Genomic DNA, 12,061 nt, shown 5'->3' on the forward strand with positions numbered 1-12,061 from the left:
GGCAGGCTCTGCGTCGATACGGGCGCTGGCCTGGCGACGCTCATCGGCAGACAGGACGCCAAGAACGTACTCGGCGGCGAGGATGTCGTCGCCTCCAGGTTCCTGTCCGTTGTCTTCCGCCAGTGTCATCTTTCCAGACATTCCCTCAGCTTCAACAGGCTGCGGCGCAGCCATGTGCGCATGGTATTGAGCGGCACGGCGTGGCGTTCCGCAAGTTCGGCATAACTTTCGCCTTTGAGATAGGCACCGCGGACCGCCGCCGCCCGATCCTTCTCCAGTTCCTCGAGGCAAAGATTGATGCGCCCGGCCTCGTCGCCGGCCACARCCGCCGCCTCGGGCCCTGGCGCGGGATCGGCAATCTCAAGCGCCTCGTCGATGGCGAGGGGTGCCTGACGCCGTGCCCGGATACGGTCGATCGCATGATTGCGCGCGATTGCCACAAGCCACGAAATGGGGCTGAGATCGGAGGCCGCAAACCTATCCGCCTTCGTCCAGATCTTGACGAAGACCTCTTGCAGCGCCTCCTCGGCATCCGCCCTGTCATTCAATACACGCAGGCAGACGCCGAAAAGTTTCGAGCTGGTCTGCCGGTAGAGCAGATCGAAGGCCGAGCGGTCCTTCAACGAGGTCCGCACGATCAGTTTGGTGATGTCCTGCGGCGTCATGGCCGCCAAGTTACGTGGCGAAAGGCGAATTGCAACTGCTGTTTAAATCGCGCCGCTGCCTGCAACTGGTTCAGCCGCGCATGAGTCACGGCGCCGCAGCCCCGCCAGGACCATCGAACCATTTGCCCCCTGCCCGGTTTCCGGGTAAGACCGCGCCGACCTTTTCCAGCTATCCGGGACCATGCCGATGACGACGAACGTCGCCGCCACCGCCGAAATGCAGGCCGCCCTGCTCTCCGCGGCCTTGCCCTACATGCAGCGCTACGAAAACAAGACGGTGGTGGTGAAATATGGCGGCCACGCCATGGGCGACATCGCGCTCGGCCGCGCCTTTGCCCGCGACATCGCCCTTCTCAAGCAGTCGGGCGTCAACCCCATCGTCGTGCATGGCGGCGGGCCGCAGATCGGAGCCATGCTGGCCAGGATGGGCATCGAATCTAAATTCGAAGGTGGCCTGCGCGTCACCGACCAGAAGACGGTCGAGATCGTCGAGATGGTGCTAGCCGGTTCGATCAACAAGGAGATCGTCGCCCTCATCAACGCAGAAGGCGAATGGGCGATCGGCCTGTGCGGGAAGGACGGCAACATGGTCTTCGCCGAAAAGGCCAAGAAGACCATGGTCGACCCCGACAGCAATATCGAAAAGGTGATCGATCTCGGCTTTGTCGGCGAACCGGTCGAGGTCGACCGCACGCTGCTCGACCTGCTGGCGCGCTCGGAAATGATCCCGGTGCTGGCGCCTGTCGCGCCAGGGCGCGACGGCCACACCTACAACATCAACGCCGACACTTTTGCCGGTGCGATTGCCGGCGCACTCGGCGCCTCGCGGCTGCTGTTCCTCACCGACGTGCCCGGCGTGCTCGACAAGGACAAGAAGCTGATCGACGAGCTGACCGTTGCCGAGGCCAAGGCGCTGATCAAGGACGGCACCATATCGGGCGGCATGATCCCCAAGGTCGAGACCTGCATCGAAGCGATTGAGCGCGGCGTCGAAGGCGTGGTCATTCTCAACGGCAAGACGCCGCATTCAGTGCTGCTCGAACTGTTTACCGAGCATGGTGCCGGAACGCTGATCGTTCCGTAAGGGGAGGCCGCGATGAAGTTCGGCTGGATCGCCGAGCCACCCTTCAACTATCTGGAGGGTGGCAATCTGACTGGCTACGACGTCGAGTTGGCCCGGCAGATCGCCTCCAAGATGGGCGTCCCCTTCGAACCGGTCGAGACCAGCTTCGGGGAACTGCTGCCAGGGCTCGACGACGGTCGCTGGGACATGACTACAGGCATGTTCGTGACGGAGGAGCGCGCCAGGCGAGCATCCTTCACGATACCGATCTGGGCGCTTCACGACGGACTTCTGGTCCGCGAAAGCAGCCGCGATCAGATTGCCGGATACCGCAGCCTCGCCGACGGAAATAGCAAGCTTGCCGTGCTTACCGGCCAAATCCAGGAACAGACCGCTCTGGGCCTCGGCGTTCGGGCGCACGACATCGTTGCCTTTCAGGACTACCGCGATGCCGCGCAGGCGGTCACAGACGGCACAGTCGACGCCTATGCAAGTGTCGAACTCGCGCATCGGGCACACATCGCACGGCATCCTGGAAGCGGCCTGCTATGTGTTGGCGTTCCAGCCGCAGAGAGGGAACCTGCCGCCGGGGTGTTTGGGTGTCGCCAACGAGAAACGAGAGAGCAAGTCAACGCCGAGTTGGCCAGCTTTATCGGCACGCCAGAGCATGCGGCCCTCCTCGCCCAGTTTGGCTTGGCCTGAACGGACCTCTGCTGGGTTCCAAGACCCGCCTCTCATCGTCCCGAACGCCGGCAGCTCTACGCCCTCGCCCCTTGCAGCCCGTTGCCGCCTTTGTTCACGAAACTGTGAAGCGCTTCGGCTTTCATTTGTCCTGCTTTGCCGCACACTGATTGCGTGTCCGCTCGGAGGGCGATCGTCGCGACAAGCGATGCTGGCAGCGCTGGCAGTGATCCTGTGCACGAGTTGCGAGCTGCCCGCCACACCGGTCGTCGGCGTGGGTGCGGAATCGGTCGATGTCGAGCTGGTGCTCGCCGTCGATGTCTCAAGTTCGATGGACGACGGGGAGTTCGCGCTTCAGCGCGCAGGCTGCGTCGAGGCGCTACGCCATCCCGACTTTATCAATGCCGTGGCTTCGGGCTTGAAAGGGCGCATTGCCGTAACCTATTTCGAATGGGCGGGAACCGTCCTGCAAGACACAGTCATTCCCTGGCAAATCATCGACGGCCGCGACAGCGCAAACGACTTCGCCAACAAGCTCGCAGCCAGCCCGATCGGCGGGTCTGGCGGCACCTCAATCTCAAATGCCGTGGTCTTCGGTGCCGGCCTGYTGGAACACAATGCGTTGAGTGGCGAAAAGAAGGTCATCGACATTTCCGGAGATGGACCCAACAACACCGGTGCGCCAGTCGAGATCGCCCGCGACAAAGCGGTTTCGACCGGCATCATCATCAACGGCCTACCAATCCTCGTTCGGCCGACTGGAACCCTTGTAGGAATCGACCGTTACTACGCCGAATGCGTAACCGGCGGGCCCGGCTCGTTCGTCCTGCCCATCCACGTTGCTTCCGAATTCGCGACAGCTATCCGGCACAAGTTAATCCTCGAGGTCAGCGGCGCGGCCGACACATCCGGCATCGTGAAAATCGATGCAACAAAGCCAGTCGACTGTCTCGTTGGCGAGCATTATCGGCTCGTCTATCCAGACCCCTAATTCCACGCTTTAGACCCTCAAATGTCCGAGCGGCACGTGGCCTGGGCCCTTGATGTTCTGCAGCACCAGTTGGGTGTGCACGTCACGCACGCCCGACAGCCGCATCAGCCGGTGCATGACAAAGGCATTGAGGTCGTCGACGCCGGGCACCATGACGTGGAGCAGGAAGTCGTAGTCGCCGGTCATCGTCCAGCAGGCCGAGACCTCGTCCATGCGCTGCACAGCCGCGATGAATTTTTCCGGCGAATCATCGCTGTGGCTGACCAGCCTGACCTGGACGAAGACCTCGACCATCAGGCCCACCGCCCGACGGCCGATACGCGCCGAAAACCCCTTGATGACGCCTGCTTCCTGAAGTGCTTCGAAACGCCTGGCGCAGGGCGTGTTGGACAGGCCGATCTCCTGCGCGATCTCGGAAACCGGCTTGCGTCCGTCGCGCTGGAGGATATCCAGCATCTTGATCTCGAATTCGTCAAACTGAGGCATTTCCACCCTCCAAGCCACCATTTCTGGTGAACATACCTCAAAACTGGCCAGCACGAGCGCAAAGAAGTGAATTCCGCTCCTGCAGCGAAGCTATGCTTCGGCATCGCAAGCCTGTTTCTGGGGAGGATCAGACCATGGGCATCAGTATTCAGGATTATGCACGGGAATGTGCGGCCCAAGGGCTGCGCGGCGACTACACGGTCTGCCGTCCGGATTTCACCGTCGAACAAAAATACGACTACAGCGCCGCCGAGCAGGAGGTGTGGCGCACCCTATGCGACCGCCAGACCAAACTGACCCAGCGGCTGGCGCATAAATCCTATCTCGACGGCATGTCCGCGCTTGGGCTCGTCGACAGGATCCCTGACTTCCACGAGGTCAGTGAGAAACTGCGCAAGCTCAGCGGCTGGGAGATCGTTGCCGTGCCAGGACTGATCCCGGCGCAGCCATTCTTCGACCATCTGGCCAACCGCCGCTTCCCGGTCACCAACTGGCTGCGTACGCGCGAAGAGCTCGACTACATCGTCGAGCCTGACATGTTCCACGATTTCTTCGGCCATGTGCCGGTGCTGAGCCAGCCGGTCTTCGGCGACTTCATGCAGATGTACGGCGAAAAGGCGACCGATCTCATCGCCCTTGGCGGCGACGAGATGATCACCCGGCTCTACTGGTACACCGCCGAATACGGCCTGATGCAGGAGCCCGGCCAGCCGCTGAAGGCGTTTGGCGCCGGTCTGATGTCGTCATTCACCGAGTTGCAGTTCGCCGTCGAGAGCGCTGATGCTCATCAGGTGCCGTTCGACATCGAGACGGTGATGCGCACCACCTATGAGATCGACAAGTTCCAGCGCGCCTATTTCGTGCTGCCGTCGTTCGACGTGCTGAAAGACGCGTTCCAGAACACCGATCTGGCCGGCATCATCAAGCGCTGGAAGGGCGAGCCGCCACGCGATCCGGCGACCGTCTAACCAACGGCGAGCAGCACCAGGATACCGCCGACGATCAGCGCGCAACCGGCGATCTCGAGCCGGTTGATGCGCTCGCGGAAGAAGAAGACGCTCGACGCGAAGGTGAACAGCATCTCGATCTGGGCCAGCGATTTGACGATCGCCGCCTGCTGCAGCGTCATTGCCATGAACCAGCCGAACGAGGCCGAGGCGCCGACCAGGCCGGTGAACAGCGCCGGGCGCCACGCCTTGGCGATGCGCGGCAGCTCGTCGCGTTCCTTCCACAAGATCCAGACCAGCATGAGCACGGTCTGGAAGACGATGACCACGGCAAGCGTGACCGCCGCCTGCATCATGAAGTTCGGACCGCCAAGCGAAAGCGACGCGGCACGGTAGGCAACCGCCGAGATGCCGAAGAACGTTCCCGAGGCGAGCCCGATCAGCGCGTTGCGGCTGAGCACTGACGTCACCAGCGTGCGCGCGGTGAAAGCCGTGTGCGCGACCGATATCAGCATCACCCCGAAAACGCTGATGGCGATGGCAGCGACCGCGCCTGCGGTCGCCCGTTCGCCAAGGAACAGCAGCCCAAACAGCGCCGCCTGTGCCGGTTCCGTGCGCGAATAGGCGGTACCCACGGCGAAGTTTCGGAACGAAAACAGGTGGATCAACAGGAAGGTCGCGGCAATCTGGCCAAGGCCGCCAACCACCGCCCAGGCAAAGAAGGTCGCATTCAGCGACGGCAGCGGATAGCCGACGACAAAATGCAGCACGCCGACAAACAACAATGCAAACGGAAAGCCAAAGCCGAAGCGGACGAAGGTGGCACCGGTGGTGCCCATCACGCCTTTCAGGTGCTTTTGCACCACCGACCGCAGATTCTGCAGGAAGGCGGCGGCGATGGTGATGGGTATCCACAATGTCATGGTGGTCAAATGTCAGCTGAGAGGCGATCGGAGCGGCCGCGTCTCAGCGTCTACAGCATCGCTTTGAAAACCGGAATCGAATTTCGGCAGAAGCGATGCATTGGTTCCGAAGGTTACTATTTCGTCACGTTTCGGCAGGAAGCGGCACGGCCTTCCGCTCGTCGACATTTTGGCCCCGACTGCCATGCGGTGCTGCCGGCTTCAGGAAAAACACCAGCGCTGCGACCATCGCGAATGCCATGATTTCGTAGATGAGTGCACGCTCCATACCGGCGACAAAAGCGGCGTGCGAAAGCTCGCCTGCCCGCAGGCGCCCGTCCAGGGTCGAAAAGAAGATCTGCCCGGTGATGGCAATGCCAAGGGCGGCGCCGATCTGCTGGAAGGATTGGACAGCCCCCGACCCCGAACCCGCATCGCGCGGCGGCACAGTCGACAGGACGGTCTGAAACAGCGCGGAAATGGCTATGCCCATGCCGAACCCGCAAATCAGCAACGGCAAGACAAAGTGCCAATGGTTGACGGCATCGCCGATGCCAACGACGACGAAACGCAGCGACGCCATGCCGATGCCCATGACCAGTGCGCCGGCGACAATCCGCCTTTGGGGCCAGCGGCTGCCCAGTCGCCCCGAAATGAGCGAGGCGATCAGTACGCCGAGGGGAAACGGCACAGTCGTCAAGCCGGATTGCAATGGCGTCAGCCCGAAACCGGTCTGCAGGAATACGGCCAGGATCAGGAAGAAGCCCGCAACACCCGAAAAGAACGTCATGACCATCGCAGACCCGAGCAGGAAATTGCCGTTGGTCATCAGGGCTACCGGCAGCAACTGRCTCTRCGCACGTTTCTCCCTTGCCTTTTGATGCAGGAAGAAACTGACCATTGCCACGACGGAAAGACCGATCATCGCAAACGTCCACAGCGGCCAGCCATAGGCATGCCCCTCGATAAGTGGAAACACCAAAAGGAAGACGGCCGCACTGGCGATCAGGATACCGACCGGGTCCTGCGTAAGCTCAGGCCGGCCAGGCATATCGGGAATGAGGGCCCGGCCGGCAATCACAGCCAGGATCCCGACCGGGATGTTGACCAGGAAGATCGGCCGCCAGTCGAGGCCAAACAGGTCCGCACTGATCAGCATGCCACCGACAAGGGGGCCAGCGACGGAAGCGAGCCCCGCCGACAAACCAAACAGCGAGAAGGCGAAACCGCGCTCCTGCGGCGGAAAGATCACCTGGGTGATCGCCAGGACCTGCGGCATCATCATGGCGCCAGCCAGTCCCTGCAGCACGCGCGCGACGATCAATGTCGTCATGGTCGGTGCCAGCCCGCACAGCGCCGAAAATACGGTGAAACTCGCAACACCGATCAGAAACAGGCGCTTGCGGCCGAGCACGTCACCGAGCCTGCCAAACGGCAGCAAGCCAAGCGCGAAGGCCAGCACATAGGCAGCTACAACCCATTCGATCTGGCTGCTCGTCGCACCAAGTCCGGACTGCAGGCGCGGCAGCGCAACGTTGACGATGGTCACGTCGATCAGGTTCATGAACCCGGCCAGAAGCAGGATCGCCATCGCAATCCAACGCCTTGGATACGCGTCTTCCGGCGTCATTGGCGAGCTATGGGAAAAAGTCATTTCCAGTTCCTTTGACTTCGGAAGCCGATCCTGGATCGCCGCCCCAGCGCGTCCGAAAGGCCGGCCAAACGATCGATGCAGCCGTCTGCCTTTGAGATCGCATCAATGCATGCAGACAAATGTCGTTCCGCACCGTCTGATTTCGACAGGTCCAGCAAAATGGCTCACCGGTCATCCGGCGACAGCCAAGGCAATGCATTCGATCTAGAGCGAATCGTTCAGCTTTCTAACCCCGAGCACATATTTGGCGTAGCCACGATCGAAGTGAACAGCGATTTTCGTGGAGGAATTGCGCCGTGACCGGCAGTACCGGCATCGCATGGCAAAAAAGACGGCGGCAAATGCCACCGTCCAATAGCCAGCGATGTTACAGATTCGAGCGCTGTTACGCCGCTTCGGAAATGCCCGTGTCGAAGATGGCGCGGTTGCGGCCACGGCGCTTGGCCTCGTAGAGGCGCTTGTCGGCTGCGCGCATCAGCTCCGAAACATTGGCTTCGGACGCGCAGTTGGTGCCGCCGATGCTGACCGTCAGGGGTACCGCGGGCTCGTCATTGGGCTGGAAGCGCAGCCGCTCCACTTCGCTGCGGATACGTTCGGCGACAAGCTTGGCCTCTTCCTCGGAGGCACCGACCAGGTAAGCGCCGAATTCCTCGCCGCCGATGCGGCCGAGAATGTCGCCGCTGCGCACGCCACGCGTGATCGCCGCAGCGATCTGCAGCAACGCCTGGTCGCCGGTCAGGTGGCCGAAGCTGTCGTTGATCTGCTTGAAGTGGTCGGCGTCGATGATCAGCAGCGCGCCGCGATCGTTCTTGCGCCTGGAGCCGTCGAGCGCGGCAAAGAAATTCTCGCGGTTGAGCATGCCAGTCATCTCGTCGCGGCTGGCCTTTTCCGAAAGGCGGCGATGGGCGGCGGCAAGCTGGGCGTGGGCACGCGTCAGATCGGAATAAGCCAGCTTCAACTTTTCACGCTGCCAGAAGGTGTGAAAAGAAAAAGGGAAGGCAATCAAGACAGGACATAGCACCGGCAATAGGTAGGCGGCGGCGTCGATCGTGCCGCCCAGGAGCGGAATGATCGCCAACACAAGTGCCATCGTGATCACTATGGACAAAAGTGTGACGAAACCGGATTTGAGAAAGACACTTTTCATTTCAACTCCCTGCCGGCAGTTGGAATGCCAGCATCATCTGAAGGTCATCTTTCACCGGTAGTTAAAATTTGACCCACTCTGCCGAATTTGGCCATCGTCGAGTGCAGGTGTGGCCTTATGCGGCGGCTTCCAAAATTCTCGAACCGTGCCATAAGGGGGTCATGACCGATATTCCCGATCCCGCCCGTTTCGACCACGTCACCGACTGGGTCTTCGACCTCGATAACACGCTCTATCCGCACCATTCGAATCTGTTCTCGCAGATCGATCTGAAGATGACGGGCTTTGTCGCGGAACTCTTGACGCTGTCACGCGAAGACGCGCGCAAGCTGCAGAAAGATCTCTACCTGGAATACGGCACGACGCTGAACGGGCTGATGCATCGCCACAACATCGATCCCGATGCCTTCCTCGAGCATGTGCATGACATCGACTATTCCTGGCTGGTGCCGGATCCTGTCTTGGGCGCGGCCATCCGCCAGCTGCCGGGCCGCAAATTCATCTTCACCAACGGCAATCGCAGCCATGCCGAGCGCACCGCGCGCCAACTCGGCATCCTAGACCATTTCGATGACATCTTCGACATCGTCGCCGCGGGCCTGACGCCCAAGCCGGCGCGCCAGCCCTATGAAACCTTCGCYGCCCTGCACAAGGTAACGGGTGCCAATGCCGTGATGTTCGAGGATCTTGCCCGCAACCTTTCGGTGCCGAAGGCGCTTGGCATGACCACGGTGCTGATCGTGCCGCGCAATTTCGAGCCGACTTTCTCGGAGATCTGGGAAAGCGACCCGACGAACGAAGACGATGTCGACTTCGTCACCGACGATCTCGCGACCTTCCTCACGACGCTTGTCGAGGCCAACGCCGCTTGAACCGTTTCACCTCCGTCGAGGCACGGATCGATGCCGCGGCACACGCCGTGCTCGACCGCCTGCCCGCCGGTGGGTTCTATGGGGCACTGGTCGAATTTCTGGTGTTCGGGCTGAAACAGGCATGGGCCTGCCTGTTCGGCGGCGCCATGTTGGCGCTGATCATGGCAACCAAGCTGTGGTGGCCACAAGATGCCGGGCTCGCGCGCTACGACTTCCTGTTCCTCGCAGCGATTGCCATCCAGCTGGCAATGCTGGCCTTGCGGCTGGAAAAACCTTCCGAGGCCAAGGTCATCCTGATCTTCCACATTGTCGGTACGGTAATGGAGATCTTCAAGACGTCAGCCGGTTCGTGGATCTATCCCGAGGAGAACTTCTTCCGCATCGCCGGTGTGYCGCTGTTTTCCGGCTTCATGTATGCGGCGGTCGGTTCCTACCTCGCCCGCGTCAGCCGCATCTTCGACATGCGCTACACCAGCTACCCGCCGCTATGGGCGACGGTGCTTCTGTGCGCGGCGATCTACGTCAATTTCTTCGCCCACCATTTCACGGTCGACATCCGCTACGGGCTGTTTGCGGCAACTGCACTGCTCTACTTGCGAACGGTGGTGCACTACCGCGTCTTCCGCTTCCGCCACCGCATGCCGCTGCTGCTTGGCTTCCTGCTGGTCGCGCTGTTCATCTGGCTTGCGGAAAATATCGGCACGTGGTCGCGCGCCTGGATCTATCCCGGCCAGCATGACGGCTGGACGCCGGTTTCGATCCACAAGCTCGGCGCCTGGTATCTGCTGATGATCATATCCTTCGTGCTGGTGACCTTGGTCCACCGGCCACGGCCGATGGACCAAAAGGGTAACTCAAAGGCTGTAGAACTTAGCGATGATGTCCCAGGCCTCGTCGGCGGTGTCGACGAAGTCGATGATGTCCTGGTCGCCCGGCGAGATCGTGCCCTGGTCGGCAAGGAAGTCGAGGTCGATCGCCCGCTTCCAGAATGATTTGCCAAACAGGATCACCGGCACACGCTCCATGCGCCCGGTCTGGATCAGCGTCAGTGTCTCGAAGAACTCGTCCATGGTGCCGAAGCCGCCGGGGAATACGGCAACCGCCTTGGCGCGCATGACGAAGTGCATCTTGCGGATGGCGAAATAGTGGAAGTTGAAGCACAGCTCTGGCGTCACATAGGCGTTGGGCGCCTGCTCGTGCGGCAACACGATGTTGAGCCCGATCGAGGGTGCGCCGACATCGTCGGCACCACGGTTGCCAGCCTCCATCACGCCCGGGCCGCCACCGGTGACCACGACGAATTCACGGTAGTAGGAAGCGGCCGAATGCTGCGAGCACAGGCGGGCAAACTTGCGCGCTTCCTCATAGTAGCGGCTGTTGGCCTCGAGGTTCTTGCGCTGCGTCTCGTTCTTGGCGGCCCAGGCGTCGCCGCCGGGTTCGGGAATGCGCGCGCCGCCGAACAGGATAACCGTCGAGCGGATGCCGCGCTCGGCCAGGACCATCTCGGTCTTGAGCAGTTCGAGCTGCAACCGGACCGGGCGCAGGTCGCGCTGGGTCATAAAGTCTTCGTCGTTCCACGCAAGCCTGTAGGTCGCAGCACGCGTCTGCGGCGTATCGGGCACACTTTTCGAGCGCTCGAGGTCCTCGTCGGAGTGCGGCAGCGGCGTCCAGCCAGCCTTTTCCATAGGATTCATTTTCAGCTCGACCCCAAATTACCGTTGACCGCGACATTACGCGGCGCCACCGCGATTGACCCCTTCATAAGGCTGAAATAGGGTCCGCGCGATTTTATGCCAGCTTAGAAGCCTTAAGCTTAACGGCTCGTAACGGAGATGTTTATGTCGAAGCCCGATCTCGCCAGCCTCGAAAAGACCATCGACAAGGCGTTCGAGGAACGCGACGGCATCTCGACGTCGACCCGCGGCGAAGTCCGCGAGGCCATCGAAGCTGCGCTCGACCTGCTCGACAAGGGCACGGCGCGTGTCGCCGAGCGCCAGGACGACGGCAAATGGCAGGTCAACCAGTGGCTCAAGAAGGCTGTCCTGCTGTCCTTCCGCCTCAACCCGATGGAGCTGATTTCCGGTGCGCCGGGCGGCGCCTCCTGGTGGGACAAGGTGCCGTCCAAGTTCGACGGCTGGGGCGCCATGGACTACGAGAAGGCCGGCTTCCGCTCGGTGCCTTCGTCGATCGTGCGCCGTACCGCCTATGTCGCTCCCGGCGTCGTCTTGATGCCGTCCTTCGTCAATGTCGGCGCTTATGTCGATAGCGGCACGATGGTCGACACCTGGGCCTCGGTCGGCTCCTGCGCCCAGATCGGCAAGAACGTGCACCTGTCCGGCGGCGTCGGCATCGGCGGCGTGCTTGAACCCATGCAGGCCGGCCCGACCATCATCGAGGACAATTGCTTCATCGGCGCGCGCTCGGAAGTCGTCGAGGGCTGCATCGTCCGCGAGGGCTCGGTGCTTGGCATGGGCGTTTTCATCGGCCAGTCGACCAAGATCGTCGACCGCGCCACCGGCGAAATATTCTACGGCGAAGTGCCGGCCAATTCGGTGGTCGTCGCTGGCTCCATGCCGGGCAAGCCTTTGCCGAATGGCGAGCAGGGCCCAAGCCTCTACTGTGCCGTCATCGTCAAGCGCGTCGACGCCAAGAC

The 12,061-nt window shown here is 61.6% G+C and carries 12 protein-coding genes and 2 pseudogenes; 7 read left to right on the top strand and 7 right to left on the bottom strand.

Features of this window, described 5'->3' with window-relative positions; genetic code table 11:
• Together AC1DUU_RS10980 and AC1DUU_RS10985 are read right to left on the bottom strand one after the other, a co-directional pair.
• A pseudogene (locus tag AC1DUU_RS10980) lies at positions 1–129 on the bottom strand (anti-sigma factor); the annotation flags it as partial.
• A complete protein-coding gene (locus AC1DUU_RS10985) occupies positions 126–665 on the bottom strand; it encodes a sigma-70 family RNA polymerase sigma factor (protein ID WP_476783453.1) in 540 nt (179 codons plus the stop codon). The gene AC1DUU_RS10985 and the pseudogene AC1DUU_RS10980, both read right to left, overlap by 4 nt.
• Positions 666–846: 181 nt before the next feature.
• Between AC1DUU_RS10985 and argB the strand changes: the two genes are divergently transcribed.
• The 3 genes from argB (at position 847) to AC1DUU_RS11000 (ending at position 3,400) form a co-directional block, all read left to right on the top strand.
• On the top strand, positions 847–1,749 hold the full coding sequence (gene argB, locus AC1DUU_RS10990) for an acetylglutamate kinase (protein WP_476783454.1): 903 nt from the start codon (positions 847–849) through the stop codon (positions 1,747–1,749).
• A gap of 12 nt (positions 1,750–1,761) precedes the next feature.
• Entirely contained in the window at positions 1,762–2,430 is a 669-nt protein-coding gene (locus AC1DUU_RS10995; RefSeq protein ID WP_476783455.1) for a transporter substrate-binding domain-containing protein, read from the top strand.
• 187 nt (positions 2,431–2,617) lie between these two features.
• Entirely contained in the window at positions 2,618–3,400 is a 783-nt protein-coding gene (locus AC1DUU_RS11000; protein ID WP_476783456.1) for a DUF1194 domain-containing protein, read from the top strand.
• A 9-nt stretch (positions 3,401–3,409) separates the two neighbouring features.
• Here AC1DUU_RS11000 and AC1DUU_RS11005 read toward each other — a convergent pair whose 3' ends face one another.
• Complete coding sequence (locus AC1DUU_RS11005; RefSeq protein WP_476783457.1) at positions 3,410–3,886, bottom strand: Lrp/AsnC family transcriptional regulator; 477 nt, start codon at positions 3,884–3,886, stop codon at positions 3,410–3,412.
• Positions 3,887–4,020: 134 nt separating this feature from the next.
• Between AC1DUU_RS11005 and phhA the strand changes: the two genes are divergently transcribed.
• Entirely contained in the window at positions 4,021–4,854 is an 834-nt protein-coding gene (gene phhA, locus AC1DUU_RS11010) for a phenylalanine 4-monooxygenase (protein WP_476783458.1), read from the top strand.
• Here phhA and AC1DUU_RS11015 read toward each other — a convergent pair.
• The 3 genes from AC1DUU_RS11015 to AC1DUU_RS11025 all read right to left on the bottom strand — a co-directional run bounded on the left by AC1DUU_RS11015 (position 4,851) and on the right by AC1DUU_RS11025 (position 8,536).
• Positions 4,851–5,756 (bottom strand): EamA family transporter, encoded by a 906-nt coding sequence (locus AC1DUU_RS11015; protein WP_476783459.1) that lies wholly within the window; start codon positions 5,754–5,756, stop codon positions 4,851–4,853. The genes phhA and AC1DUU_RS11015 overlap by 4 nt on opposite strands.
• 124 nt (positions 5,757–5,880) lie before the next feature.
• Positions 5,881–7,389: an MFS transporter gene (locus tag AC1DUU_RS11020; protein ID WP_476783460.1), complete on the bottom strand. Its 1,509-nt coding sequence runs from the start codon at positions 7,387–7,389 to the stop codon at positions 5,881–5,883.
• 385 nt (positions 7,390–7,774) lie between these two features.
• Positions 7,775–8,536: a GGDEF domain-containing protein gene (locus AC1DUU_RS11025; protein WP_476783461.1), complete on the bottom strand. Its 762-nt coding sequence runs from the start codon at positions 8,534–8,536 to the stop codon at positions 7,775–7,777.
• Between the two features lie 161 nt (positions 8,537–8,697).
• On the opposite strand from AC1DUU_RS11025, the gene AC1DUU_RS11030 reads away from it, so the two are divergent.
• Together AC1DUU_RS11030 and AC1DUU_RS11035 are read left to right on the top strand one after the other, a co-directional pair.
• Positions 8,698–9,408, top strand: a complete 711-nt coding sequence (locus AC1DUU_RS11030) for a pyrimidine 5'-nucleotidase (RefSeq protein ID WP_476783462.1) — start codon at positions 8,698–8,700, stop codon at positions 9,406–9,408.
• A pseudogene (locus AC1DUU_RS11035) lies at positions 9,405–10,250 on the top strand (DUF817 domain-containing protein); the annotation flags it as partial. The gene AC1DUU_RS11030 and the pseudogene AC1DUU_RS11035, both read left to right, overlap by 4 nt.
• Before the next feature lie 12 nt (positions 10,251–10,262).
• On the opposite strand, the gene AC1DUU_RS11040 reads toward AC1DUU_RS11035, so the two are convergent.
• Positions 10,263–11,102 carry an LOG family protein gene (locus AC1DUU_RS11040; RefSeq protein WP_476783463.1) on the bottom strand — a complete coding sequence of 280 codons (840 nt, stop codon included), beginning with the start codon at positions 11,100–11,102 and terminating at the stop codon, positions 10,263–10,265.
• A gap of 144 nt (positions 11,103–11,246) precedes the next feature.
• On the opposite strand from AC1DUU_RS11040, the gene dapD reads away from it, so the two are divergent.
• Positions 11,247–12,061 (top strand): 2,3,4,5-tetrahydropyridine-2,6-dicarboxylate N-succinyltransferase (gene dapD, locus AC1DUU_RS11045; protein WP_476783464.1); only part of this gene is annotated, 815 nt, incomplete at its 3' end.

This window comes from Aminobacter sp. P4_H6_2 (assembly GCF_056400805.1).

What these genes read in the sequence shown, in the direction of transcription:
- argB (WP_476783454.1), top strand. Translation starts at nt 847, where the DNA reads ATGCCGATGACGACGAACGTCGCCGCCACCGCCGAAATGCAGGCCGCC.
- AC1DUU_RS10995 (WP_476783455.1), top strand. Translation starts at nt 1,762, where the DNA reads ATGAAGTTCGGCTGGATCGCCGAGCCACCCTTCAACTATCTGGAGGGT.
- AC1DUU_RS11005 (WP_476783457.1), bottom strand. Translation starts at nt 3,886, where the DNA reads ATGCCTCAGTTTGACGAATTCGAGATCAAGATGCTGGATATCCTCCAG.
- phhA (WP_476783458.1), top strand. Translation starts at nt 4,021, where the DNA reads ATGGGCATCAGTATTCAGGATTATGCACGGGAATGTGCGGCCCAAGGG.
- AC1DUU_RS11015 (WP_476783459.1), bottom strand. Translation starts at nt 5,756, where the DNA reads ATGACATTGTGGATACCCATCACCATCGCCGCCGCCTTCCTGCAGAAT.
- AC1DUU_RS11025 (WP_476783461.1), bottom strand. Translation starts at nt 8,536, where the DNA reads ATGAAAAGTGTCTTTCTCAAATCCGGTTTCGTCACACTTTTGTCCATA.
- AC1DUU_RS11040 (WP_476783463.1), bottom strand. Translation starts at nt 11,102, where the DNA reads ATGAATCCTATGGAAAAGGCTGGCTGGACGCCGCTGCCGCACTCCGAC.